The organism is Streptomyces sp. NPDC086787, assembly GCF_044745865.1.
GTDB lineage: Bacteria > Actinomycetota > Actinomycetes > Streptomycetales > Streptomycetaceae > Streptomyces.
The window spans coordinates 53813-79897 of the sequence record NZ_JBIVBC010000020.1 but is presented as its reverse complement, the minus strand read 5'-3'; the positions used below and the strand labels follow the sequence as shown (position 1 = coordinate 79897).

At 69.7% G+C, this 26085-nt stretch carries 22 protein-coding genes and 1 riboswitch; of the genes, 16 read left to right on the top strand and 6 right to left on the bottom strand.

The features are described 5' to 3' along the window. Positions 1 to 59: 59 nt before the first annotated feature. The 5 genes from ACIPK3_RS30965 (at position 60) to ACIPK3_RS30945 (ending at position 4003) form a co-directional block, all read left to right on the top strand. On the top strand, positions 60 to 827 hold the full coding sequence (locus ACIPK3_RS30965) for an enoyl-CoA hydratase/isomerase family protein (RefSeq protein ID WP_402575043.1): 768 nt from the start codon (positions 60 to 62) through the stop codon (positions 825 to 827). A 245-nt stretch (positions 828 to 1072) separates the two neighbouring features. Then, the gene (locus ACIPK3_RS30960) at positions 1073 to 1576 is read left to right on the top strand and encodes an ATP-binding protein (RefSeq protein WP_402575041.1); all 504 of its coding nucleotides are present in this window, start codon (positions 1073 to 1075) and stop codon (positions 1574 to 1576) included. Between the two features lie 71 nt (positions 1577 to 1647). Continuing rightward, complete coding sequence (locus ACIPK3_RS30955; RefSeq protein ID WP_402575039.1) at positions 1648 to 2448, top strand: polysaccharide deacetylase family protein; 801 nt, start codon at positions 1648 to 1650, stop codon at positions 2446 to 2448. Beyond that, a complete protein-coding gene (locus ACIPK3_RS30950; RefSeq protein ID WP_402575037.1) occupies positions 2448 to 3632 on the top strand; it encodes a YncE family protein in 1185 nt (394 codons plus the stop codon). The genes ACIPK3_RS30955 and ACIPK3_RS30950 overlap by 1 nt, the downstream gene beginning before the upstream one ends. Before the next feature lie 158 nt (positions 3633 to 3790). Continuing rightward, complete coding sequence (locus tag ACIPK3_RS30945) at positions 3791 to 4003, top strand: EF-hand domain-containing protein (protein WP_402575035.1); 213 nt, start codon at positions 3791 to 3793, stop codon at positions 4001 to 4003. A 51-nt stretch (positions 4004 to 4054) separates the two neighbouring features. Here the strand turns inward: ACIPK3_RS30945 and ACIPK3_RS30940 are convergent, their stop codons facing one another. Then, positions 4055 to 4612: a glycoside hydrolase family 25 protein gene (locus ACIPK3_RS30940; protein WP_402575033.1), complete on the bottom strand. Its 558-nt coding sequence runs from the start codon at positions 4610 to 4612 to the stop codon at positions 4055 to 4057. Between the two features lie 77 nt (positions 4613 to 4689). Continuing rightward, positions 4690 to 5724 (bottom strand): phosphatidylinositol-specific phospholipase C domain-containing protein, encoded by a 1035-nt coding sequence (locus ACIPK3_RS30935; protein WP_402575031.1) that lies wholly within the window; start codon positions 5722 to 5724, stop codon positions 4690 to 4692. 420 nt (positions 5725 to 6144) lie between these two features. On the opposite strand from ACIPK3_RS30935, the gene ACIPK3_RS30930 reads away from it, so the two are divergent. Both ACIPK3_RS30930 and ACIPK3_RS30925 read left to right on the top strand, forming a co-directional pair. Continuing rightward, the gene (locus tag ACIPK3_RS30930) at positions 6145 to 7914 is read left to right on the top strand and encodes a hypothetical protein (protein ID WP_402575029.1); all 1770 of its coding nucleotides are present in this window, start codon (positions 6145 to 6147) and stop codon (positions 7912 to 7914) included. 27 nt (positions 7915 to 7941) lie between these two features. Next, a complete protein-coding gene (locus ACIPK3_RS30925) occupies positions 7942 to 9903 on the top strand; it encodes a phosphocholine-specific phospholipase C (RefSeq protein WP_402575027.1) in 1962 nt (653 codons plus the stop codon). Positions 9904 to 10115: 212 nt separating this feature from the next. On the opposite strand, the gene ACIPK3_RS30920 is transcribed toward ACIPK3_RS30925, so the two are convergent. The 4 genes from ACIPK3_RS30920 to gcvT form a co-directional block, all read right to left on the bottom strand. Continuing rightward, positions 10116 to 11483 (bottom strand): L-serine ammonia-lyase, encoded by a 1368-nt coding sequence (locus ACIPK3_RS30920; RefSeq protein ID WP_402575025.1) that lies wholly within the window; start codon positions 11481 to 11483, stop codon positions 10116 to 10118. Positions 11484 to 11592: 109 nt separating this feature from the next. Next, positions 11593 to 12855 (bottom strand): serine hydroxymethyltransferase, encoded by a 1263-nt coding sequence (gene glyA, locus ACIPK3_RS30915; RefSeq protein ID WP_402575023.1) that lies wholly within the window; start codon positions 12853 to 12855, stop codon positions 11593 to 11595. A gap of 14 nt (positions 12856 to 12869) precedes the next feature. Next, the gene (gene gcvH / locus ACIPK3_RS30910; RefSeq protein ID WP_402575021.1) at positions 12870 to 13247 is read right to left on the bottom strand and encodes a glycine cleavage system protein GcvH; all 378 of its coding nucleotides are present in this window, start codon (positions 13245 to 13247) and stop codon (positions 12870 to 12872) included. Between the two features lie 124 nt (positions 13248 to 13371). Further along, entirely contained in the window at positions 13372 to 14499 is a 1128-nt protein-coding gene (gcvT, locus tag ACIPK3_RS30905; protein ID WP_402575019.1) for a glycine cleavage system aminomethyltransferase GcvT, read from the bottom strand. A 156-nt stretch (positions 14500 to 14655) separates the two neighbouring features. Next, positions 14656 to 14753, bottom strand: a riboswitch (glycine riboswitch). Between the two features lie 170 nt (positions 14754 to 14923). Here gcvT and ACIPK3_RS30900 point away from each other — a divergent pair. The 9 genes from ACIPK3_RS30900 (at position 14924) to ACIPK3_RS30860 (ending at position 26061) form a co-directional block, all read left to right on the top strand. Next, positions 14924 to 15601 (top strand): AAA family ATPase, encoded by a 678-nt coding sequence (locus ACIPK3_RS30900; protein WP_402575069.1) that lies wholly within the window; start codon positions 14924 to 14926, stop codon positions 15599 to 15601. An 89-nt stretch (positions 15602 to 15690) separates the two neighbouring features. Next, positions 15691 to 16485, top strand: coding sequence for an enhanced serine sensitivity protein SseB (locus ACIPK3_RS30895; RefSeq protein ID WP_402575017.1), 795 nt, complete (start codon positions 15691 to 15693; stop codon positions 16483 to 16485). A gap of 83 nt (positions 16486 to 16568) precedes the next feature. Continuing rightward, on the top strand, positions 16569 to 17363 hold the full coding sequence (locus tag ACIPK3_RS30890; protein WP_402575015.1) for an enhanced serine sensitivity protein SseB C-terminal domain-containing protein: 795 nt from the start codon (positions 16569 to 16571) through the stop codon (positions 17361 to 17363). Between the two features lie 588 nt (positions 17364 to 17951). Then, positions 17952 to 18959: an ABC transporter permease gene (locus ACIPK3_RS30885; RefSeq protein WP_402575013.1), complete on the top strand. Its 1008-nt coding sequence runs from the start codon at positions 17952 to 17954 to the stop codon at positions 18957 to 18959. Between the two features lie 70 nt (positions 18960 to 19029). Further along, a complete protein-coding gene (locus ACIPK3_RS30880) occupies positions 19030 to 20826 on the top strand; it encodes an ABC transporter substrate-binding protein (RefSeq protein ID WP_402575011.1) in 1797 nt (598 codons plus the stop codon). Between the two features lie 110 nt (positions 20827 to 20936). Continuing rightward, entirely contained in the window at positions 20937 to 21935 is a 999-nt protein-coding gene (locus ACIPK3_RS30875; RefSeq protein WP_402575009.1) for an ABC transporter permease, read from the top strand. Continuing rightward, positions 21932 to 23032, top strand: coding sequence for an ABC transporter ATP-binding protein (locus ACIPK3_RS30870; protein ID WP_402575007.1), 1101 nt, complete (start codon positions 21932 to 21934; stop codon positions 23030 to 23032). The genes ACIPK3_RS30875 and ACIPK3_RS30870 overlap by 4 nt, the downstream gene beginning before the upstream one ends. Further along, positions 23029 to 24552 (top strand): ABC transporter ATP-binding protein, encoded by a 1524-nt coding sequence (locus ACIPK3_RS30865; RefSeq protein ID WP_402575005.1) that lies wholly within the window; start codon positions 23029 to 23031, stop codon positions 24550 to 24552. Before ACIPK3_RS30870 ends, ACIPK3_RS30865 begins: the two co-directional genes overlap by 4 nt. 108 nt (positions 24553 to 24660) lie before the next feature. After that, complete coding sequence (locus ACIPK3_RS30860) at positions 24661 to 26061, top strand: M1 family metallopeptidase (protein WP_402575003.1); 1401 nt, start codon at positions 24661 to 24663, stop codon at positions 26059 to 26061. The last annotated feature ends 24 nt before the right edge of the window (positions 26062 to 26085 follow it).

Below are 26085 nucleotides of genomic sequence, written 5' to 3'. Positions count from 1 at the left end.
CCGCGGCGGACGGCATACCCCTGTGCCCCGGCGCGTGAACGCCCGCTAACCTGCGGAGCATGACCGTCACTCTCGAAGTCGCCGAAGGCGTCGGCACGCTGCGTCTGGACCGGCCGCCGATGAATGCGCTGGACGTCGCCACGCAGGACCGGATCAGGGAACTCGCCGAGGAGGCCGCACGCCGCGAGGACGTGCGTGCCGTGGTGATCTACGGCGGCGAGAAGGTGTTCGCGGCGGGCGCGGACATCAAGGAGATGCAGCGCATGGACCACAGCGCGATGGTCCTGCGTGCCCGTGGCCTCCAGGACTCCTTCACCGCCGTGGCCCGTATCCCCAAGCCGGTCGTCGCCGCCGTCACCGGCTACGCGCTCGGTGGGGGCTGCGAACTGGCCCTGTGCGCCGACTACCGCATCGCCGCCGACAACGCCAAGCTGGGCCAGCCGGAGATCATGCTCGGCCTCATCCCGGGCGCGGGCGGCACCCAGCGGCTGCCCCGGCTCGTCGGCCCCTCCAAGGCCAAGGACCTGATCTTCACGGGCCGGATGGTCAAGGCCGACGAGGCCCTCGCGATCGGCCTGGTGGACCGGGTCGTACCCGCCGCCGACGTGTACACCGAGGCGCACATCTGGGCCGCGAAGCTGGCGCAGGGTCCGGCGATCGCGCTGCGCGCGGCGAAGGAGTCGATCGACACCGGTCTGGAGACGGACCTGGACACCGGTCTCGCCCTGGAGCGGAACTGGTTCGCGGGACTGTTCGCCACGGAGGACCGCGAGCGCGGCATGCGGAGCTTCGTGGAGGAGGGCCCCGGCAAGGCCAAGTTCCTTTAGGCCGACAGGGTTTGGTTCCCCCGAAGGGGCGGTTTATGGAAGCCTTAAAGCAACCTTAAGTCTGCCTTTCCGGGGGAACCCGTCAACTGCCCGGGAGTGTCCTGTTCGTGCAGGTGGGGTGGGCCGCCAGGACCCCAGTGATGCCATAGGCATATGCCGAACGAGTGTCCTGAAGTAGAGGCTTCCGGGGGGCGTATTCCACGGGAACGGCCCCGGGCGGGCCCTCGGGCCGCCATCATGGGGGCATGGCGGGGCTGGAGGGCATCGAACAGCCGCGGGGACACAGCCGTGCGACCGCGGCGCGCTGGTCGCCCGCGGTCGAGGACGACCGGGCACTCAAGGCACTTGAGCTGTTCGGCAACCCGGCCGAGGCCGAGGTCCCCCTGCCCTCGCGCCCCGAGTCGGCGGCCACCGCGCGCCGGCTCGCCCAGGTCGTCGTGCTCCGCCACTGGGGGCTCACCCCGAAGATGACGGAGGACGCGGTCCTCCTCGTCTCCGAACTGGTCGGCAACGCCGTACGGCACACCGGCGCCCGGGTCTTCGGCTTACGCATGCGCCGCCGCCGGGGCTGGATCCGCGTCGAGGTCCGTGACCCCTCCCGGGGGCTGCCCTGTCTGATGCCGGTCCAGGAACTCGACGTCAGCGGCCGGGGCCTGTTCCTCGTCGACAAACTGGCCGACCGCTGGGGCGTCGACCTGCTGCCACGCGGCAAGACGACATGGTTCGAGATGCGGGTGGCCGACCGCTGACGTGACACCAGGTCCGTACGCGCAGCCCGTACGCGGGTCAATCGGCTGTTTTCCCTCGCAACCCCCCTTAAATGGTGCGGGTGACCACGACCGACCGCCGCGCGGCGCTGCGTGCGGGCGCCGGGCTCGTCGCCGGGGGTGCCCTCGCCACCGGATGCTCCACCGGCACCGCAACCGGCACCGCCACCCGGCCCACGCGCACCGCATCCGCGGAAGCCGCCACCTCGACGCCGACCCCGCTCGCCGCCCCCGCCCCCCGCGCCTTCCCCCGGCAGCCCGCGCAGATCACCCACGGCCCCCGTGACCGCCCCCGCGTCGCACTCACCTTCCACGGCCAGGGGGACCCCGCCCTCGCCCGGAACCTGCTCGCCGAGGCCGAGGGGCACGGTGCCCGGGTCACCGTGCTCGCCGTCGGCGGCTGGCTCGACGAGCACCCCGACCTCGCGCACCGCGTCCTCGACGGCGGCCACGACCTCGGCAACCACACCCAGCGGCACGTTGCCGTCAACGAGCTGCCCGAGGCCGGCGCCCGCGCCGAGATCACCGAGTGCGCGGACCGGCTCCGGCGGCTCACCGGCGGCATCGGCACCTGGTTCCGCCCGTCTCGCGCCGCCACCGCCTCCCCGCTGGTCCTGCGGCTGGCCCGCGCCGCCGGCTACCCCCACGTGCTGTCGTACGACGTCGACTCGCTCGACTACACCAGCCCGGGTGCCGCCGCCGTCACCCGCAAGGTCCTGGCCGAGGTCCGGGGCGGATCCGTGGTGAGCATGCACTTCGGTTATCCGGACACGGTCGCCGCCCTTCCCGCCGTACTCCAAGAACTCGACCGCCGAGGACTGCGCGCGGTCACCACCACGGAGCTGCTGAGCTGATGCACCTCACCCGAACCACCCGCGCCCTGGCCGCCGGCGCCGCCCTCACCGCCCTGACCCTGCTGTCCGCGTGCGGCGGCACACAGCACCGCGCGGACGAGGCCCTCGGCAGCAAGGCGGCCCCACCGCCCGAGCCGCGGCAGGCCGTGGCCGACAGCCTGCCCGGGATGCCGCCCGTACTCGACGCGTCCGACGTCTACGCCGCCGACCGCCCCGGGGCGCTGTCCCCGGTGGTGAAGGACTTCCCGTCGCGCATCTACGTCCCGAACACCAACTCGGACACCGTCTCGGTGATCGACCCGGCCACCCGGCGGGTCATCCAGACCATCCAGGTCGGGCGACAGCCCCAGCACGTCGTGCCCTCCTGGGACCTGAAGACGCTGTGGGTCAACAACGACGTGGGCAACAGCCTCACCCCCATCGACCCGAAGACCGGCAAGGTGGGCGAAGCTGTCCCCGTGCACGACCCGTACAACCTGTACTTCACCCCCGACGGCAAGTACGCCGTCGTCATGGCCTCCCTGGACCGGCAGCTCGTCTTCCGCGACGCGCACACCATGAAGACCGTCAAGGCCGTCCCGGTCAGCTGCTACGGCGTCAACCACGCCGACTTCTCCCTCGACGGGCGCTACTTCATCGTCTCCTGCGAGTTCAGCGGGGAACTGCTCAAGGTCGACACGGCCGCCATGAAGGTCCTGCGCCAGGAGAAACTGCCCTACTCGGGCGCGATGCCGCAGGACGTCAAGATGTCGCCCGACGGCAAGAAGTTCTACGTCGCCGACATGATGGCCGACGGTGTGTGGGTCCTGGACGGCGACAAGTTCACCAAGCCCACCCTGATGCCCACCGGCAAGGGCGCCCACGGCCTGTACGTCAGCCGCGACTCCCGCGAGATGTACGTCTCCAATCGCGGTGAGGGCACGATCTCCGTCTTCGACTTCACCCAGGACCGGCTCACCAAGAAGTGGCACCTGCCGGGCGGCGGCAGCCCCGACATGGGAGGCGTCTCGGCCGACGGCAAGATCCTCTGGCTCTCCGGCCGCTACAACTCCGAGGTGTACGCCATCGACACCGCCACCGGCGCCCAGCTGGCCCGCATCAAGGTCGGCAGCGGCCCGCACGGCCTCGCCGTGTACCCACAGCCGGGCCGCTACTCCCTGGGGCACACCGGCATCTTCCGCTAGATCGTGTTGCTCGGATCAGGGCGAACGCGTCCGTGTCACCGCGGGGCCCGCGGAGCGGACGTGGACGGCCGCCGCACGGGAGTCGCGCGGAGGCAGCTAGTCTGACCTGCGGCAGTAGGCCTGCAAGGCCCGTAAAACGCGACAAAAGGGGCGGATCGGTGGCGGACATCGAGGAAGCACGCAAGCATTTCCAGCGGATCGATTCGGACGGTGACGGCTTCATCACCGCCACCGAGTTCAAGTCCGCCCTCGCACAGGAGGGTGACTGGAACGTCACCGAGACGGTGGCCGCGGCCATCATCAAGACCCGTGACCTCAATGGCGACAAGGTCCTGTCGTTCGACGAGTTCTGGGCCTACCTGAACAAGTGACGTGAACGCGCGAAGGGGGCGCCGGGTCCACCGGCGCCCCCTTCGGCCGTGTCAGGCTCCCGCCGCCCACTCGCGCAGCGCGCTCCGGCTCTCGAAGCGTGCCACGTTCTTGTCGTGCGGATCACTGGTGTACTGGTGGAAGAGCCACTTGGCCTTGATGCGGGGCTTGCCCGCGGTCACGTAGTCGGCGATCCAGAGACCGTCGCCGGCATACGACGTGACATCGATGTCCAGCCAGAAGTTCCGGTTCGCGTACAGCACGACCCGGTTCGCCGGCCGTAGTTCCTTCACCTTGCGGATGAAGCGGTCCTTCTCCGCGTTGTCGGCGTGCGTCCCGTCGCTCGTCGTCTCCCAGTCGACGGCGAGGATGTCGCCCGGCCGCTCGGGCGCGTGGGAGACGAAGTACTCGGCCTGCGCGGTGAGTTCACCGGGCCACAGAAAGTGGTAGAAGCCGACGACCAGCCCGGCCGCACGCGCGGTCCTGGTCTGGGCGGTGAGTCGTGGGTTGGTGTACGAACGCCCCTCCGTCGCCTTGATGAAGGCGAAGGAGAGGCCGTCCGTGTCGTACGTAGTGGGCTGAAACGCGCTCACGTCGATGCCGTGCAGCATGCGGACTCCTTTTTGTGCCAGGAGTTGTGGTACAAGTCCTCATTTTGCACCGGTTATCCATCGACGCGCAGCTTGTCTCAGCTTCTCGACGTGACCGAACTCAGGACCGCCGCCGACTTCGACGACCAGTCGGACGTGATGATGCTCGCGTGGTCCTTGGCCAACAGGTCCAGCCGGGTGGCGACTTCGGCGTCCGTGGGGTTGGTCGAGGAGATCGACGGGGAGACGCTGTCGGCGCCCGTCGCGATCAGGATGTAGTGGTTCGTGGAGTAGAAGGAGGTGTCGTAGCCGTTGTTCACATACGTCGCCGCGCTGCCGTCGAAGAACACGAACCAGGGCCGGATGGAGGCGTCGTAGCGGTTGACGCGCGGGTCACCGTTCTCGGCGTTGATCACCGCCGGGAAGGCCTGGGCCTCGCTGATCCGGCCCGCCGCGTACAGGTCGCGCAGATGGTCGCCGTACTCCTCGTCGGTCCAGTAGTGGTCGAACGGGTTGGACTGCTCCACCGTTCCCGGGATCAGCTCGAACATGAACTTGCCCTTGAGGGAGTCGCGGGAGGGCCAGGCGTTCGCCTTGGCCGCCGCGTCCAGCGAGGAGTACGTGCCGCCCAGCAGGTCGGCCGGCTTGAAGACGCTGCTGCCGAGCTTCTGCGACACCAGCTTGTCGAACTCGTCCGGGCCCATGCCCCCCTTGTCGTAGAAGCCGACCTTGAACTCGACCTTGAACACGATCGGCGGGTGGTCGGGGTGGAGCTGGTTCCAGGCCGCGATGTTGTCCAGGCAGCTGCCGAGGTCCTGGTTGCGTGACTTGCTGTACAGGTCGCCCGGTGTCTTGGCGGCCTCGCAGTTGTTGTCGTTGCCCCACGGGTTGCTGTGGCTGACCCGCCAGCGGTGGCTCAGGGTGTCCACGTACACGTCCAGCTCCAGCAGCGAGGCGCCCGAGTCCAACGCCTGGGCGAAGTACGTGTACTTGCCCTTGTCGTACGCGTTGTGCGTCCCGATCGCCGTCGTCTCCGAGAACTTCGGCGGCTCCGCCGCACGGGCATTCGCCGGTACCGCCACCAGCAGCGCGGCGGCACCCACCAGCGCCGCCAGCCTTTTCACTACGCGCATCCCTCAATGCCCCTTCGTCGTAGGCGAGTTGGCCGAAGCGTAGGGGTGAGCGGTTACTTCACGGTAGCCCCGGGGGCAACACAGTTGTCGGACAGCTGACGCTCAGGTTTCCGGCCGCGCCGGCTGTGCACAGACGGCCCTGATCGGTGAACGGCCGCACGCTGTCGCCGTACCCCCTCGCGCCGACGCGACCCAAGGCGGCTCGGGCGGCCGATGCGCACCCCGAAAAGGCCCCTCGCCCCGTCAAATGCCCAGCTCAGAAGGTATTTACCGGCAATTCGAGCGGCTCGCGCCCAGCGCAGGGGTCTCTCAGATTTCCCTGTCCCTCCCGGTCGTCGGCAACCCGGCGTTCACGCGGACGTCGCCCGGGACCGGCTTGCTTGGGAGGAAGTTATATAGACAACTTAGGGGATCAACACCGTGACATCCCTCTCACAGGCCACCGCGTCCGGGAGCAGCATCACGATCGCCTCCGCGACACCCCCCAAGCGCGGCGACAAACTGGCCTTCAACTGGGCGACGGACGCGCCCGACGCCAAGAACTGGATCGGCGTCTACCCCGCCGACCGGCAGCCCGCGACCGGAAGCAGCTCCCTGGTATGGGCCTACGTACCCGGCGCCTCCGGGCAGCAGACCCTCGACACCTCCGGCCTGGGCGACGGACCGTACATCGCCTACCTGCTGGCCAAGGACGGCTACGCAGTCCTCGCGAAGACCGAACCGTTCGGTTTCGCGGGCGGTGCCCCCGTCGACAACTCGGTCGGGCTGACCACACACGCCCCGCACGAGGGCGACAAACTCTCCTTCCACTGGACGACCGGCACACCCGACGCCAAGAACTGGATCGGCGTGTACGACGGCGACCGGCAGCCGGGCCACGGCTCCGCCCTCGCCTGGCAGTACACGCCCGGCGCCGACGGCGACATCACCCTCGACACCGCCGCCCTCACCGGTGGCCCGTACACCGCGTATCTGCTCGCCAAGGACGGCTACGGCATCCTGGCGAAGACGACCCCGTTCACCTTCACGGCACGTCCCGTCATCCCGCGCCCCCACGCGGCCGTGGACGCCGTCACCACCGCCCCGCAGACCGCGGGCACCGAGTTCTCCGTGAAGCTGGGCGGCCTGTGGATCAGACCCGGGGGCAACCCCGCGGGCGGCCCGGTCTTCAAGCGGACCGGCGGCGACCCCTGGCTGTCGGTGACCGCGGACGGCACGGTCGGCGGCCGGGCCCCGCACCTCGCTCCGCGCAGACCCGGACGGCTGGTGGCCGCCGTCACCGACAGCGCCGTCGGCACCGACACCGTCACCGTGCAGGTGCCCGTGCGCACCTCCCGCGAGCGGCTGCGGCTCAAGGCCGCCACCCTCAACCTCTGGGACGCCGGCGCCCACGTCGACGGCTCGCTGGAGAAGCAGCTGCGGCTCGTCCTCACCCAGGGCCTGGACGTCGTGGCCCTCCAGGAATGCGGGGACAAGGGCGCGGAGGAACTCGCCGAGGCGCTCGGCTGGCACGTCCACCAGGCCCCTGGCCTCGGCATCGTGAGCCGCCACCCGCTCACCGACACCGTCATCCCGACCGAGGACCTTCCGGCCGCGGCGGCGACGCTGCGCCTGCCCGGCGGCCGCACGGTACGCGTGTGGACGGCCCGGCTGGACGACGCCGACTACGGGCCGTACGCGCTGCTCGGGGGCCGTACTCCGGCCCAGACCGAGACGGCCGAGAAAGGCACCGCCCGCTACCGGCAGACGCAGGCGCTGGTGTCCGCGCTGCGCCCCGAACTCGCCGCCCGCGGCCCCCTCGTGCTGGCGGCCGCGCTCGCCTCGCCGTCGCACCACGACTGGACCAACCGGACGGCGGCCGCGCACGGGGGAGCGGGCCGGGTCCGCTGGCCCGTGACCGAGGCACTGGAGAGGGCGGGCCTCACCGACGCCTTCCGCGATGCCCACCCGAACCCGGCGAAGACGCCCGGAAACACCTGGTCCCCGGTCAGGCCGCGACGCGAGAGCGGCGGTGGCGCGGAACCCCAGGACCGTGTCGACCAGATCCAGTTCGCCGGACGGCTCCGGGTCGAGGAGGCGCACACCCTGGTCACCGGCTGGCCCCGCCCGGTGCCGGACACCGCTGCCAACGGCTGGCCCTCCGACCACGCCGCCGCCGTCGTCACCTTCTCCCTGTCCGCCCGCGGCTGACCGCGCACCCCGAAGGGCCCACCTCCCATGACCGAGATCAGCCGCCGTTCCTTCATCGGCACCACCGCGGCCACCGCCGCCATGGCAGCCGGACTCCCCGGCACGGCCGAGGCAGCCGCCGCAGGCAACGGTGCCGGCCGCCAGGGCGTCGCCGACGTCAAACACGTGGTCATCCTGATGCAGGAGAACCGCAGCTTCGACCACTACTTCGGCACCCTCGGCGGAGTCCGGGGCTTCGGCGACAAGCAGGCGACCGTCCTGTCCAACGGAGACTCGGTGTTCCGCCAGCCGGACCGGGGCCGCAGCGAGGGCTACCTGCTGCCCTTCCGCATGGACACCACCAAGTACAACGCGCAGAACGCGGCCGGCCTCCCGCACGACTGGGACACCGGCCACAACGCCGTCAACAGCGGCGCCATGGACAAGTGGGTGCAGTCCAAGGGCGAGCGCACCATGGGCTACTTCACCCGCGAGGACATCCCCTACCAGTACGCCCTCGCCGACGCCTTCACCCTCTGCGACGGGTACTTCTGCTCGCTCAACGGCCCCACCGACCCCAACCGCCTCTTCCTGTGGACCGGCACCTGCGGCCCCGGCGTCGACGGCACCACCGGCCCGTGGACCGACAACACCCCGGTCACCAACAACCCGGTGGCCGACTGGACGACGTACGCCGAACGCCTGGAGGCGGCCGGCGTCAGCTGGCGCGTCTACCACAACCCCGACGGCTCCGACGACCGCAACGGTGACTACGACGACAACGCGCTCTCGTACTTCAAGCAGTTCCACGAGTTCCCCAAGGACGACCCGCGCTACGTCAACGCCATGACGAAGTGGGATCTCACGGCGTTCGACAAGCACTGCAAGGACGGCACGCTGCCCACCGTCTCCTGGCTGGTCGCGCCCTACCTGTTCTGCGAACACCCCAACGCCAGCCCCGACTACGGCGCCCACTGGGTCAACACCGCGCTCCAGTCGCTGTTCTCCAATCCCGAGGTGTGGAAGCACACCGTCTTCCTCCTCATGTACGACGAGAACGACGGCTACTTCGACCACGTCATCCCGCCGTTCCCGGAGCCCGGCACCAAGGACGAGTTCGCGAACGGCAAGCCCATCGGCCTCGGCAGCCGGGTGCCGTTGTGGGTGATCTCGCCGTGGTCACGCGGCGGCTGGGTCAACTCCCAGGTCTTCGACCACACTTCGGTCGTGCGTTTCCTGGAGCGGGTCACCGGGGTGCACGAGCCCAACATCTCCGACTGGCGGCGCACCGTCTGCGGCGACCTCACGAGCTGCTTCGACTTCACCAGACCCGACTACAGCATCCCGGCGCTGCCCGACACGGTGGCTCTGATGAAGAAGGCGGACGCGGGCAACGCGCTCCCCGCCGTCAAGATACCCACCGACCAGTCGATGCCCGCCCAGGAGAAGGGCGAACGCCCGCACCGCGTCCTCCCCTACCGCCCCTGGGCCGACGTCACGGTGGACCGCGGCACCGGCAAGGTCACCTGCACCCTCACCAACCACGGCACCGTCGGCTACCACTTCACCGTTCTCCCGAACATCGCCCTCCCCTTCACGGGCACCCCGTTCACCGTCCAGCCCGGTCAGTCCCGCACCTACACCTGGGACGCCACCGCCACCGACGGCCGCTACGACTTCTCCGTGTACGGCGCCGACGGGTTCGCCCGCCGCTTCTCCGGCACGGTCGTCCGCGCGGGCCTGAACGACGTCGCCGTACCGTCGGTGCGGGCGACCCCGCGACGCACCACGGTAGAGCTGGAACTGAGCAACACCGGCGGCACCGAGGCGTCCTTCACCCTCACCCCGAACGACTACGCGGGCAAGGAGCGCACCGTCTGGCTGGCCCCGGGCGCCCGCACGCACCTGACCTGGCCCACAGACCGAAGCGGCCGCTACGACGTCACGGTCTCCGCAGCCACGGGCACCCGCTTCGCACAGCGGTACGCGGGAGTGGTGCATCAGCCGTAGCGGGCCGCTCGACCTGGCGACTCCTGACGGAACCGGCGACACGCTTGCAGTGCCGCCGGTTCCGTGACCGGAGTTCCGCAGCGACCGACGTTCGGATGACGCTCGAGCACCGCGCCACCACAGAAACGGAAGGTCACCCAGCCTGCTCCCCGCGCACGCGGGGATGGGCCGCATGCACGCCGTGCGACGTGTGCTGGCCGGAGTCCGCCTGCTCAGCACTCGATGATGTTCACCGCGAGCCCGCCCCGCGCCGTCTCCTTGTACTTGACGCTCATGTCCGCGCCCGTTTCCTTCATGGTCTTGATGACCTTGTCCAGGGACACCTTGTGGGATCCGTCGCCGCGCATCGCCATCCGGGCCGCCGTCACGGCCTTCACCGCGGCCATGCCGTTGCGTTCGATGCAGGGGATCTGGACGAGGCCGCCGACCGGGTCGCAGGTCAGGCCGAGGTTGTGTTCCATGCCGATCTCGGCCGCGTTCTCGACCTGCTCGGGGCTGCCGCCGAGGACCTCGGCGAGGGCGCCGGCGGCCATGGAGCAGGCGGAGCCGACCTCGCCCTGGCAGCCGACCTCGGCGCCGGAGATGGAGGCGTTCTCCTTGAAGAGCATGCCGATGGCGCCGGCGGAGAGGAGGAAGCGCACGACGCCGTCCTCGTCCGCGCCGGGGATGAAGTTGATGTAGTAGTGCAGGACCGCGGGGATGATGCCGGCCGCGCCGTTGGTGGGGGCGGTGACCACGCGGCCGCCGGCGGCGTTCTCCTCGTTCACCGCCATCGCGTAGAGCGTGATCCACTCCATCGCATGGGCCAGCGGGTCGCCCTCGGCGCGCAGCTGGCGGGCGGTGACGGCGGCCCTGCGCTTCACCTTCAGGCCGCCCGGCAGGATGCCCTCGCGGGACATGCCGCGCGACACGCACGCCCGCATCACGTGCCAGATGTCGAGCAGGCCTTCGCGGATCTCGTCCTCGGTGCGCCAGGCCCGTTCGTTCTCCAGCATGAGGGAGGAGATGGACAGTCCCGTCTCCTTGGTGAGGCGCAGCAGTTCGTCGCCCGTGCGGAAGGGGTACTTCAGGGCCGTGTCGTCGAGCTTGATGCGGTCCGCGCCGACCGCCTCCTCGTCCACGACGAAGCCGCCGCCCACCGAGTAGTACGTCTTCGCGAGCAGCTCGGTGCCGTCGGCGTCGTAGGCCCACAGGGTCATGCCGTTGGCGTGGTAGGGGAGCGTCTCGCGGCGGTGCAGGATCAGGTCGTCGTCGTAGGAGAACGGGATCTCGTGCTCGCCGAGCAGCCGTATCAGGCCGCCCGACTTGATCTTCTCCACCCGCTCGTCCGCGGTCTCCACGTTGACCGTGCGCGGCGACTCGCCCTCCAGGCCGAGCAGCACCGCCTTGGGTGTGCCGTGGCCGTGGCCGGTGGCGCCGAGGGAGCCGTACAGCTCGGAGCGTATGGACGCGACGGAGCCGAGCAGGCCCTCGTTGCGCAGGCGGCGGGAGAACATGCGCGCCGCACGCATCGGGCCGACCGTGTGGGAGCTGGACGGGCCGATGCCGATCGAGAACAGGTCGAAGACCGAGATGGCCACGGTGACTCCTCAATGACTCTGGGGTGGTGCGAAAAAACGGGTGGGGCACCGCGCCCTGGGAAGCGGACGTGCGCTTCCAGTGTGCGCGGTGCCCACGCCGGGACGGAAACTACTTGCTCAGCCCCGGGTACAGCGGGTGCTTGTCGGCCAGCGTACGGATCCGGTCCTTGAGGGCCTGGACGTCGTACGACGGCTTCAGCGTCTCGGCGATCACGTCCGCGACCTCGGCGAAGTCCTCGGCCGTGAAGCCGCGGGTGGCCAGGGCGGGGGTACCGATACGCAGACCCGACGTCACCATCGGCGGCCGCGGGTCGTTCGGGACGGCGTTGCGGTTGACCGTGATGCCGACCTCGTGGAGCCGGTCCTCGGCCTGCTGGCCGTCGAGCTCGGACTCGCGCAGGTCGACCAGGATCAGGTGCACGTCCGTGCCGCCCGACAGCACGTTCACCCCGGCCTCGCGGGCGTCCGGCGCGGTCAGCCGCTCGGCGAGGATCTTCGCGCCCTCGACCGTACGGCGCTGGCGCTCCTTGAAGTCCTCCGAGGCGGCGACCTTGAAGGAGACCGCCTTGGCCGCGATCACGTGCTCCAGGGGACCGCCCTGGAAGCCCGGGAAGACGGACGAGTTCAGCTTCTTCGCGAAGTCCTTCTTCGCCAGGATGATGCCGCCGCGCGGGCCGCCCAGCGTCTTGTGGGTCGTGGAGGTGACCACGTCCGCGAACGGCACCGGGTTCTGGTGCAGACCCGCGGCGACCAGGCCCGCGAAGTGGGCCATGTCGACCCACAGGTAGGCCTCGACCTCGTCGGCGATCCGGCGGAACTCGGCGAAGTCCAGCTGCCGCGGGTACGCCGACCAGCCCGCGATGATCACCTTGGGGCGGTGCTCCTTGGCGAGCCGCTCGACCTCGGCCATGTCGACCAGTCCGGCCTCGTCCACGTGGTAGGCGACCACGTTGAACTGCTTGCCGGAGAAGTTCAGCCGCATCCCGTGGGTCAGGTGGCCGCCGTGGGCCAGGTCCAGACCGAGGATGGTGTCACCGGGCTGGGCCAGCGCGAACAGGGCGGCCTGGTTGGCGGAGGCGCCGGAGTGCGGCTGCACGTTGGCGTACTCGGCGCCGAACAGCTCCTTGACCCGGTCGATGGCGATCTGCTCGGCGACGTCGACGTGCTCGCAGCCGCCGTAGTAGCGGCGGCCCGGGTAGCCCTCGGCGTACTTGTTGGTGAGGACCGAGCCCTGCGCCTCCATCACCGCGAGCGGCGCGAAGTTCTCGGACGCGATCATCTCCAGCGTGGACTGCTGGCGGGCGAGCTCGGCGTCGACCGCGGCGGCGATCTCCGGGTCCAGCTCGTGCAGGTGCGTGTTCAGGACAGTCATACGGCTACGACTCCTCAGCCGGCGGTGAAAGCGGTGTACTCGTCGGCGGAGAGCAGCTCCGCCGGCTCGTCCGTGATCCGCACCTTGAACAGCCAGCCGCCCTCGAAGGGGGCCGAGTTCACCAGGGACGGGTCGTCGACGACGTCCTGGTTGGCCTCGACGACCTCACCGGTGACCGGGGAGTACAGGTCGGAGACCGACTTGGTCGACTCCAGCTCGCCGCAGGACTCGCCCGCGGTCACCGTGTCGCCGACCTCGGGGAGCTGGGCGTAGACGACATCGCCGAGCGCGTTGGCCGCGAACTCGGTGATGCCGACCGTCGCGACGCCGCCCTCGGCGTCCGACAGCCACTCGTGCTCCTTGCTGTAGCGCAGCTGCTGGGGGTTGCTCATGGCCTGAATTCTCCTGTACGCGTGGGACGGGTGGTGAAGGGGGGACTGCTGAAACCGTATGCGGCACGGGTGGAACCGCACGTGGCACGGGTGACGTGCCCTGGCGTCACACCCGGATCAGTCTCTACTTCTGGCGCTTGTAGAACGGCAGCGCCACGACCTCGTACGGCTCATGGCTGCCGCGGATGTCCACGCCGACGCCGGCCGTACCGGGCGCAGCGTGCGCCGCCTCGACGTAGGCCATGGCGATGGGCTTGCCCAGCGTGGGGGAGGGGGCGCCCGAGGTGACCTCGCCGATCACCTCGCCGCCGGCGACGACCTGGAACCCGGCGCGCGGGACACGGCGGCCCTCGGCGACCAGGCCGACGAGAACCCGCGGCGGGTTCTGCTCGGCGCGGGCGGCGGCCTCGGTGAGCGCCTCGCGGCCCACGAAGTCGCCCTCCTTCTCGAACTTCACCACGCGGCCGAGCCCGGCGTCGAACGGGGTCAGCGAGGTGGTCAGCTCGTGCCCGTACAGCGGCATGCCCGCCTCCAGGCGGAGCGTGTCACGGCAGGACAGCCCGCAGGCCACCAGGCCCACGCCCGCGCCGGCCTCGGTCAGCGCCTGCCACAGCTCGACGGCGTGCTCCGGCTTCACGAACAGCTCGAAGCCGTCCTCCCCGGTGTACCCGGTGCGCGCGATCAGCGCCGGGACGCCCGCGACCGTGCCGGGCAGGCCCGCGTAGTACTTCAGGCCGTCCAGGTCGGCGTCCGTCACGGACTTCAGGATGCCGGGGGACTCGGGGCCCTGCACGGCGATCAGCGCGTAGGCGTCGCGGTCGTCGCGGACCTCGGCGTCGAAGCCCGGCGCGCGCTCGGTCAGCGCGTCCAGCACCACCTGGGCGTTGGAGGCGTTGGCCACGACCATGTACTCGGTCTCGGCCAGCCGGTAGACGATCAGATCGTCCAGGATGCCGCCGTCGGCCTGGCAGATCATGGTGTAGCGGGCGCGGCCGACACCGACCGAGCCGATGTTGCCGACCAGGGCGAAGTTCAGCAGGCGCGCGGCGTCCGGGCCGGTCACGGTGATCTCGCCCATGTGGGAGAGGTCGAAGAGCCCGGCCCTCGTCCGCACGGCGACATGCTCGTCCCGCTCGGAGCCGTAGCGCAGCGGCATGTCCCAGCCCGCGAAGTCGGTCATGGTCGCACCGAGCGCGCGGTGCAGGGCGTCGAGCGCGGTGTGCCGGAGGCCGGCGGCTTCAGTACTGCTCATCGGTCGGTCGTCTCCCAAGGCATGACAGGCGAGGTCGTTCCTCCCCATCTGTCATCGGAACCTGAGAGGTTCGCCCTGACCACCCCTACTGGGGGAGGACCACGGCTTGCACCTTGGGTGGAGCCGCTGTCACAGCGGCCCGCTTTTCAGATGTGCCTCGCCCACGCGGTAACGGTGCCTGAGAGATTCAAGGGAGGGACTTGCTCCTTCGGCGCCCCGGCGACACTTGCCGAGGACTCTCCCGCGCGGATTCAAACGGCCGGTATGCAGTTGGCGGGCACATCATTGCATGCCCCGGCCGGTCGGCGGCAGGCCGCATCTGTAACCGGGCTGTGGCAGTAAGCGCACGAAAACGCGAGACCGGCGGCATTACCTTCTCTTTACACACGACGGGCAGAGGATCCCCGAGCCCAAGGGGAGGACGATCACGGTGAACAGGACCACGGCCTGCGCCACGAGCGCCGGCGTCGCACTGCCGGAACAGCCCGCCGCCGCCCCGGCCGGTGTGCGGTCCGCCGAGCGTCCCGCGCCGGTCGTCCGCGACCTGCGCGAGCGCGCCGGCCGCAGCCCGCACGGCCTGCTCTTCGGCGCCGGCGATCTCGTCGTGATCACCGGACTGCCCGGCAGCGGCAAGACCACCCTGATGCGCCGAGCGGTCCGCGGCGCGCGCATCGACTCCCAGGACACCCGTGCCCGCTGGGACGCCCGCGCGCCCCGCCTCCTCCCGTACGCGGTCTACCGCCCCCTGGTCCGCCTCGCCCACTACGCCGCGCTGCGCCGCGCCCTGAGCGGTGGCGACGGGCTCGTCGTGCACGACTGCGGCACCCAGACCTGGGTGCGCGACTGGCTGGCCCGCGCGGCCCGCCGCCGCGGCGGCACCCTGCACCTGCTGTTCCTCGACGTCACCCCGGACACCGCCCTGGACGGCCAGCGCCGGCGCGGCAGAGGCGTCTCCCGGTACGCCTTCCTGCGGCACCGCAGAGCCGCCGCCCGCCTGCTGCGCGCCGTGGAGCGCGGCGCGCTGCCCCACGGCTGCGACTCGGCGGTACTGCTGGACCGGGAGGCGGCCGACGTACTGCGCCGCATCGCCTTCACCCGGTGAGCGCCCCAGCACACGGCGGGTCCCCTCCCCGGCGGCACCCGCTAGCCTTTCCAGCCACAGACCAGCGGTTCCCAGCAGGCGGTAGGCAGATGGACTTCCCGGCGGACACTCCCGCGGACTTCCCGGCACAGGCGCACCACCCCCACCCGCACGGCGGATGGCCCGGCAACGAGCTGGAGGAGGTGCTCTCGGCCTCCCTCGGCGTCCCCTCGGCGGGCGGCCGGATCGTCGAGGTCCTGGGCCGCAGCTTCGTATGGGTCCCGCTGCCGGGCGGGGGCGGCCCGCACAGCGGCCCCCTGGACCTGCCCACCATGGACATCGCGGGCCAGGTGTACGTGCCCGTGTTCAGCTCCGAGGAGCAGTTCCGCCGGGTCGTCGGCTCCCACCTCTCGTACACCGTCGCCCCCGCCGTGGAGTTCGCCCGCGGGCTGCCTCCGCAGGTGGGCCTCGCCGTCAACCCGGACGGAGTGGTCGGCGTGCCGCTGCCGCCGGACGCGGTGGCCGAGCTGTGCCGGGCCGGCCGCACCGTGCTCGACGGCCCCGCGAGCGGTGGCCGGGTCCGTCTCTTCGAACCCGACTGGCAGGACGACCCGGTCGACTTCCTCACCGTGGCCGCCGCGGAGTTCCGGGCGACCGGCGTGGTCGCCACGGCCCGCCGCTGCCTGGCCGCGATCGAGACGGCGGACCCGGTGATGTTCGTGGGCGTCGAACTGTCCCACCGGGAGGGCAACCTCCAGGAACTCCCGCTGGACGCGCTGGGCAGGGCGCTCGGGACGGTCCCGGTCGCCTGGCCGGTCAACCTGATCCTGCTCGACGTGGCCGAGGACCCGGTGGGCCACTGGATGCGGGAGAACGTCCGGCCGTTCTACCAGTACGGCCACTGAGGACGCGGGAACAGGCCCCGGGAGCAGGGGCGCTTAAGCTGATTCCAAACGCGGGGCACATTCTCGAAGGGGCGGTACACCAGGTGAGCGCGAGCGGCAGCGGCACCGCGACCGGACAGGTCGAGCACATGCTGCGGCAGGTCACCCCCGGGCGCTACGACGCCTACGAGGCGCTGCTGCGTGCCCTCGCGAACCCGTCGTCCGGCCAGGTCTGGATGCTCCTGTGGCACGGCCAGGCCGGTTCCCCGGACGCCCAGTACGGCACCATGCGGGTGGACGGCCACGGCTACGCGCCCTGTGTCACCTCGGCCCAGGAACTGTCGGCGAGCGGCTGGAACAGGGCGTACGAGGTGGCCGACGGCCTCGACGTGGCCCGCACGCTCTACCCGGACCACTACGGCCTCTGGCTCAACCCGCACGCCCCCGGCGGTGGCGTCGGCATTCCCTGGACGGATCTGCGCCGCATCGCCACCGGCCTGGACCGTCAGCCGGCCGGCCCGCTGCGGGTGTCCGAACCCGCCATCGAGATCCCGCAGTTCTACGCCCTGCTCACCCAGAACGCCCATCGCACCCCGGCGATCCGTTCGTTGCGCCGTGCCTGGGTGCAACCGGCCCTCGGCGCGCCGTACTTGACCATCGGTCTGGACGTGTACGACACCTCTCCGCCCGCCGTCGACTCGGTGCGGGCGATGATGGGGCAGTCGATCGGCGCCGTACCGGACGGGCTGCCGGTGTCCACGGTGGCGATGACCGACGAGTATGACCCGGTCGTGATGTGGATGCGGGCGGCCACCCGGCCGTTCTACGACCGCGAGGCGCACGCCGCGCAGGCGCCGCCGCACGGTGGATACGGCTTCCCGGAGCCGGGCGCCCACTGAGCCGCGCCGCCTCCGTCCCCGCCGCCGAAGTCGCGGCCCCGCGGGACACTTGCGCCGTTGGCATCAGCGAAGTGGTGACGGGCGTGCGCCTGCTTGCGCGCGTCGCGCAACCCCCGGAGAGCCTCGGCCCCGATCCCGTGCGCGTCCGGCCCCGACGTCATCCGCCGTCGCTCCCGGCGCACCGGCACCGTCACGGCGGCGGCCGGTAACACACCGGTACGTAACTCGCCGTCCCTCCGCGGTCACTTGGCGCGGACAGGCCGTTCCGGCGTACTTCCCGCGTCGCCGACGGGCATCTCCCGGACGCCCGAGCGGTTGGAGCGATTCGAGTGGACGATGACGGTTGCGCCCGCTGTGCCGGACTTGCCGGTGTTCGGTCTCCACAACTGACCGTCCGCATAGCGGGAAACATGGGCCCGGATCACGGTTGCGCATCCATTCACTTCCAAGGCTGGTAACTGGTTGGCGATGCGTTGAAGACTCGCCCTCCAAGGGGTTCGCCCCTGTGTACGACAGTTGGATTGATTGAGGCCGCTACCAGCGGCAAGTGCGGGCCGGCCACCGCCGGTTGAGAGGGGTCCCTGCCAGATGACGGCACCATTGCACGAGCCGACTGCGGAAGCGGCCCCGAAGGCGGCCGAGGAAGCGGCGGCTGCCACTTCGGGACAGAAGGCCGTCCAGGGGCGATCCCTGGGACGGATCGCCTGGGAGCGCCTGAAGCGGGACAAACTCGCCCTGACCGGTGGTGTGCTCGTGCTGGTCCTCATCGCGATCGCTCTGCTCGCGCCGGTGATCAGCAACCTGCTCGGCCAGGACCCGGACGCCTACCACGAGGACCTGATCGACCCTCTGTTCAGCACCCCCACGGGGTCGTTGGGCGGAATCAGCGGTGACCACCTGCTGGGTGTCGAGCCGGTCAACGGCCGCGACATCCTGGCCCGCGTCCTCTACGGCGCCCGGGTCTCACTGCTGGTCGGTTTCCTCTCCGCCGTGGTCGCCGTGGTCCTCGGCACCGTCCTCGGTATCCTCGCCGGCTTCTTCGGCGGCTGGGTGGACTCGGTCATCAGCCGTGTCATGGACGGCCTGCTGGCCTTCCCGCAGCTGCTGTTCACCATCGCCCTGGTCTCCGTCATGCCGAGCAAGATGCTCGGCCTGACCGGCTCCAACGTGCGTATCTTCGTGATGATCCTGGTCATCGGGTTCTTCGGCTGGCCCTACATCGGACGCGTGGTGCGCGGCCAGACCCTCTCGCTGCGTGAGCGCGAGTACGTCGAGGCCGCCCGGTCGCTGGGCGCCGGACAGTTCTACATCCTCTTCAAGGAGCTGCTGCCCAACCTCGTCGCGCCCATCGTTGTGTACACGACGATGATGATCCCCACGAACATCCTCACCGAGGCGGCACTCAGCTTCCTTGGCGTGGGCGTCAAGCCGCCCACCTCATCCTGGGGCCAGATGCTCTCCAGCGCGATCGACTACTACGAGTCCGACCCCATGTACATGGTGGTCCCCGGTGTGGCGATCTTCGTGACGGTGCTGGCCTTCAACCTCTTCGGCGACGGCGTGCGGGACGCGCTCGACCCGAAGGGTTCTCGCTGACCCGCCTCATCCCAAGTGTCCCGTGCCGTCGAGCACGGGGTCTCTCATCAAATCCGGAGGATCCGAGATCGTGACTACCCAACGCACCTCAGGGCGGCGCAAGCAGGCGTTGGCCGCCGCTGTCGCGGTCGCCGCGCTGCTGACCACGGCGGCGTGCGGCGGCGGCAACGACGCTGACGGCAAGGGCTCGAAGAACGGTGCCGCCGGTTTCGACGCGGCCAACAACAAGGTCGCCCAGGCCGACCAGGCCAAGAAGGGCGGCACGCTGCGCTTCGGTGGAGCCCAGGACGCCGACTCGTGGGACACCACCCGCGGCTACTACGGCTTCATGTGGAACTTCGCGCGCTACTACAGCCGTCAGCTCGTCACGAACAAGACGGAGCCGGGCAAGGCCGGCGCCGAGCTGACCCCGGACCTCGCCTCCGGTCTCGCCAAGGTCACCGACGGCGGCAAGACCTACACCTACACCCTGCGTGACGGCGTCACCTGGGAAGACGGCAAGCCGATCACGTCCAAGGACATCAAGTACGGCATCGAGCGCGTCTGGGCGCAGGACGTGCTGTCCGGCGGTCCGACGTACCTGAAGGACGTCCTCGACCCCAAGGGCGAGTACAAGGGTCCCTACAAGGACACCACGAAGGACAAGCTCGGTCTGAAGGCGATCGACACGCCGAGCGACAACACCATCGTCTTCCACCTCCCGAAGGCCAACTCGGACTTCGAGGAGATGCTGGCCCTGGTCTCGGCCTCCCCGGTCCGCCAGGACCAGGACACCAAGTCCAAGTACGGTCTGAAGCCCTTCTCCTCCGGCCCGTACAAGTTCCAGTCGTACAGCCCGAGCAAGGACCTGACCCTCGTCCGCAACGACAAGTGGAAGCAGGCCTCGGACCCGGTCCGCAAGGCGTACCCGGACAAGATCACCGTCCAGTTCTTCTCGGACGCCAACCAGCTCGACCAGCGCCTGCTCAACGGTGACCTCGACCTGGACATCAACCAGACCGGCATGTCGCCGCAGGGCCGCACCACCGCCCTGAAGCAGCACAAGGCCAACCTGGACAACCCGGTCTCCGGCTACGTCCGCTACGCGGTCTTCCCGCAGACCGTGAAGCCGTTCGACAACATCGAGTGCCGCAAGGCCGTCATCCTCGGCGCCGACCACGAGTCGCTCCAGACCGCCCGTGGCGGCCCGGTCGCCGGTGGCGACATCGGCACCAACATGCTCCCGCCGTCCGTCGCGGGCGCCGAGGGCCAGAAGTACGACCCGTACAAGCTCAGCAGCGACAACAAGAAGGGCAACGAGGCGGAGGCCAAGGCCGCGCTGAAGGCCTGCGGTCAGCCGAACGGCTTCTCCACCACCATCGCGGTCCGCAACAACAAGCCGGTCGAGGTGGCCACCGCCCAGTCGCTCCAGGCGTCGCTGAAGAAGATCGGCATCAAGGCCGACATCGACCAGTACGACGGTTCGCAGACCACCGGCATCATCGGTAGCCCCGCGAACGTGAAGAAGAAGAACTACGGCATCATCATCATGGGTTGGGGCCCGGACTTCCCGTCCGTCCAGGGCTTCGGTCTGCCGCTGTGGGACAGCAAGTACATCCTGCAGAGCGGCAACAACAACTACGGCATGATCAAGGACACCGCGATCGACGGCCTGTTCGACCAGTACGTCAACACGCTGGACGACGCGGGCCGGACCAAGATCTCCACGGAGATCAACCACAAGGTCATGGAGGGCGCGTACTACCTGCCCTTCGTCTTCGAGAAGTTCATCAACTGGCGCGGGAACAACCTGGCGAACGTGTACACCACCGACGGCTACAGCGGTACGTACGACTTCGTCAACCTCGGCCTGAAGTCCACGAAGTAAACCCGGCACACCCGCCGAACGGCACGAAAGGCAGGTGAAGGCCGGCGACGCGTGATCGCGGGCCACCGGAAGACCTCCGGTGGCCCGCGGTCCGCGGCGGGCCGAGAGCTGTGCTCGCTTACCTCATCAGGCGGTTGTTCGCCGCCGCAGTGATGCTCGTGGTCATCGTCATGGTGGTCTTCAGCATCTTCTTCCTCGTCCCCAAGTGGGCGGGCGTGGACATCGCCTCGAGCTTCGTGGGCAAGCAGGCCGACCCGGCCGCCGTCGAAGCCGTGCGGGTGAAGCTGGGTCTCGGCGACCCGATCTACACCCAGGTCTGGCACTTCTTCAAGGGCATCTTCGTAGGCCGCACCTACGCGGGCGGCGGCGACGTCACCCAATGTGCCGCACCGTGCTTCGGCTACTCCTTCCGCAACGAGCAGGCCGTCTGGCCGGTGCTGACCGACCGCCTCCCGGTGACCCTGGGTCTCGCGCTCGGCGCCGCCATCCTCTGGCTGATCCTCGGTGTCGCTGCCGGTGTGCTCTCCGCCCTCAAGCGGGGCAGCCTCTGGGACCGCGGCGCGATGCTCGTGGCGCTGTCGGGTGTCTCCCTCCCGATCTACTTCACCGGCATGATCGCCTCGGCGGTCTTCGTCTTCGGCCTGCACTGGATCAAGGCGGACTACGTCCCGCTGGCGGACAGCTTCACCGGCTGGTTCGGCGCCATGATCCTTCCCTGGATCACCCTCGCCTTCCTCTACGCGGCGATGTACGCCCGCATCACCCGCGCCACCATGATGGAGATCCTCGGCGAGGACTACATCCGCACGGCGCGCGCGAAGGGGCTCAAGGAGCAGGTCGTCATCAGCAAGCACGCCATGCGCTCGACGATGACCCCCATCCTCACGATGCTCGGCATGGACCTCGGCGCCCTCATCGGCGGCGCCATCCTGACGGAGACGACGTTCAGCCTCCCGGGCCTCGGGCAGGCTGTGCTCAACGCCATCAAGACCCAGGACCTGCCCATCATCCTCGGCGTCACCCTCATCACCTCCATCGCGGTGCTGATCGCCAACCTCCTGGTGGACATCCTGTACGCCGTGATCGACCCCCGCGTGAGGCTGTCATGACCGAACAACTCAGCAAGACCGGAGCCGCCGTGGGCGAGCCCACCTCCTCCTCGCCCGCTCCGAAGGCGTTCCTCGAAGTGCGCGACCTGAAGGTGCACTTCCCGACCGACGACGGACTGGTCAAGTCCGTGGACGGACTCAGCTTCCAGCTGGAGAAGGGCAAGACCCTCGGCATCGTGGGCGAGTCCGGCTCCGGCAAGTCGGTGACCTCGCTCGGCATCATGGGCCTGCACACCGCCGGCCAGTACGGCAAGCGCAAGGCGCAGATATCCGGCGAGATCTGGCTGGACGGCACCGAGCTGCTCTCCGCCGACCCGGACCACGTGCGCAAGCTGCGCGGCCGCCAGATGGCGATGATCTTCCAGGACCCGCTGTCCGCGCTGCACCCGTACTACACGATCGGCCAGCAGATCGTGGAGGCGTACCGGATCCACCACAACGTCGACAAGAAGACGGCGAAGAAGCGCGCCGTCGAGATGCTCGACCGGGTCGGCATCCCGCAGCCCGACAAGCGTGTCGACAGCTACCCGCACGAGTTCTCCGGAGGTATGCGCCAGCGCGCGATGATCGCGATGTCGCTGGTCAACAACCCCGAGCTGCTCATCGCGGACGAGCCGACGACCGCCCTGGACGTGACCGTCCAGGCGCAGATCCTCGACCTGATCCGTGACCTCCAGAAGGAGTTCGGCTCCGCGGTCATCGTCATCACCCACGACCTGGGCGTCGTCGCCGAACTGGCGGACGACCTCCTGGTGATGTACGGCGGCCGCTGCGTCGAGCGGGGCCCGGCGGAGAAGGTGTTCTACGAGCCCCGGCACCCCTACACATGGGGCCTGCTCGGCTCGATGCCGCGGCTCGACCGCGAGCAGCAGGAGCGCCTCATCCCGGTCAAGGGCTCCCCGCCCTCCCTCATCAACATCCCGTCCGGCTGCGCGTTCAACCCGCGCTGCCCGTACGCGGACATCCCGAAGGACAACGTCACCCGTACGGTCCGTCCCGAGCTGTCGGAGGTCGGCAGCAAGCACTGGGCCGCCTGCCACATGAGCCAGGAGCAGCGGGAGCGTATCTGGACCGAAGAGATTGCGCCGAAGCTGTGAGCGACAAGAAGGCCGACAAGAAGGCAGGGTCGATTCCTGCGCAGAGCGACGGCGCCGGCCGCGCCGACGGCGAGGTGCTGCTGAAGGTCACCGGCCTCCAGAAGCACTTTCCGATCAAGAAGGGCCTGCTTCAGCGGCAGGTCGGCGCGGTGCACGCGGTCGACGGCATCGACTTCGAGGTCCGGGCCGGTGAGACCCTGGGCGTCGTGGGCGAGTCCGGCTGCGGAAAGTCCACGATGGGCCGGCTGATCACCCGGCTGCTCGAACCGACCAGTGGCACCGTCGAGTTCCAGGGCAGGGACATCACGCACCTCGGCGTGGGCGGCATGCGCCCGATGCGCCGCGACGTGCAGATGATCTTCCAGGACCCGTACTCGTCGCTGAACCCGCGCCACACCATCGGCACCATCATCGGCGCTCCCTTCCGGCTCCAGGGCGTCGAGCCCGAGGGCGGCATCAAGAAGGAAGTCCAGCGGCTGCTGTCGGTGGTCGGTCTCAACCCCGAGCACTACAACCGTTACCCGCACGAGTTCTCCGGCGGTCAGCGCCAGCGCATCGGCATCGCCCGCGCGCTCGCCCTGAAGCCGAAGCTGGTGGTCGCCGACGAGCCGGTCTCCGCGCTGGACGTGTCGATCCAGGCGCAGGTCGTCAACCTCATGGACGACCTCCAGGAGGAGCTCGGCCTGACGTACGTGATCATCGCGCACGACCTCTCGGTGGTCCGGCACGTCTCGGACCGGATCGCGGTGATGTACCTCGGCAAGATCGTCGAGCTGGCGGACCGCGACTCGCTGTACCGGGCGCCGATGCACCCGTACACCAAGGCGCTGATGTCGGCCGTGCCGATCCCGGACCCGAAGCGCAAGGGTGCGAAGAGCGATCGCATCCTGCTCAAGGGCGACGTGCCGTCCCCCATCTCCCCTCCCTCCGGCTGCCGGTTCCACACCCGCTGCTGGAAGGCCACGGAGATCTGCAAGACGACCGAGCCGCCGCTCCTGGAGCTGAAGCCCGGTCAGCAGGTCGCCTGCCACCACCCGGAGAACTTCGAGGACCAGGCGCCGCAGGACACGGTCCTGCTCACCGTGGCCAAGGAGGCGTCGGAGCTCGTGCCGGACGCGGTCCTGGAGGAGTCGGCCGAGACGTCGGCGGCGGTGGCGGCGGCGGTCGCCCACGCGGAGCCGGACACGGAGGCGCAGCCGAGCGCGGAGGCCGAGCCGGAGACGGAAGCGGCGCCGAGCGCGGAGACGGAAGCGGCGCCGAGCGCGGAGGCCGAGCCGGAGACGGAAGCGGCGCCGAGCGCGGAGACGGAAGCGGCGCCGAGCGCGGAAGCCGAGCCGGAGACTGAAGCGGCGCCGAGCACGGAGGCCGAGTCGGAGGCGGAGCCGAGCGCGGAAGCGGCCGAGCCGAGCGCGGCTGCCGAGCCGGAGGCCGAAGTCGGGCCGAAGGCGGAGTCCGCCGGGGCCGGTGACGGCGTCACCAAGTCAGCGGCGGCCGATTCCGAGGGGTCGACCGAGAAGTAGCACATGCCATCCCGGCAAAGTCATGTACATGCCTGAACGGGAGGGTGCAGAGTCGTCCGTGTCATTTGGTCATTTGCCTGACCGGCACATGCTCGAAAGGGACGACTCATGGCACTCTCCCGTTCGGCACGTCTGGGGGCCGCCGTCACCGCGGCGGCCTCCTTCATGGTCATCGCCGCCTCCTCCGCCCCCGTGCAGGGCGCCCCCGGCATCGGTGACTCCTACTTCCCGCAGCTCGGCAACGGCGGCTTCGACGCCCGCCACTACGACCTCGACGTCGCGTACGCCCCGGGCACCGGCCGCCTCGACGGCCGTACGACCCTGACCGCGCGCGCCACCCAGAACCTGTCCTCGTTAGACCTCGACCTGCAGAAGCTGGAAGTCACCGGGGTCGAGGTGAACGGCAGACGGGCCGCGTTCACGCGCGACGGCGACGAACTGGTCGTCACCCCGCGCGCCACCCTGCGCAAGGGGCGGTCGTTCACCGTGACCGTCACCTACGGCGGCGTTCCCGAGGCCCTCGGCGGTCCCATCGTCTTCGGCTCGGACTACGGCTGGATGAAGACCGAGGACGGCGTCCTCGTCGCCTGCGAGCCCAACGCCGCCTCCACCTGGTTCCCGTCCAGCGATCACCCCTCCGACAAGGCCACCTACGACATCCGGATCAAGGCTCCCAAGGGGCTGACCGGGGTCTCCAACGGCCGGCTCGTGTCGACGTACGACCGGGGCGGCTCGACCTACACCCACTGGCGCGAGTCGAAGCCGATGGCGACCTACCTCGCCACCGCGACCATCGGCCGGTTCGACGTACGGACCGGCACCACCCCGGGCGGCACCCCGATCTACGTCGCCATCGACCCCACGCTCGCGAACAGCAGCACCGTCGACGTGTACGCCGTCACCGCCGCCGCCACCGACTACTGGTCGCAGGTCTTCGGGCCGTACCCCTTCGAGGTGACGGGCGCGGTCGTCGACAACGTACCGGCCGCGGGCTTCTCGCTGGAGGTCCAGTCGAAGCCGGTCTACTCGGCCGTGCGCAGCGAGTCGACGATCGTGCACGAGCTGGCCCACCAGTGGTTCGGCGACTCGGTCAGCGTGGCGCACTGGAAGGACATCTGGCTCAACGAGGGCTTCGCCACCTACGCCCAGTGGCTGTGGGCCGAGCACCAGGGCACCCGCTCGGCGCACGACTCCTTCCTCGCCGCCTACAACGTCCGCCCGGCCGACTCCGCCTTCTGGCAGACCACGGTCGGCGACCCGCAGCGCGACACGATGTTCGCCTCCGCCGTCTACCAGCGCGGCGCGATGACGCTCCAGGCGCTGCGCGAGCGGATCGGCGACACCGCCTTCTTCCGGCTGCTGCCCGCCTGGACCAGGCTGCACCGCTACGGCAACGCCGACACCGCGGACTTCATCCGCCTCGCGGAACGGATCAGCGGACGGCAGCTGGACGACCTCTTCCGGACCTGGCTGTTCACGACAGGGAAACCAGATCTTACGGCCAGCTAATCCTTGTATTGCAAGGTGCACGCT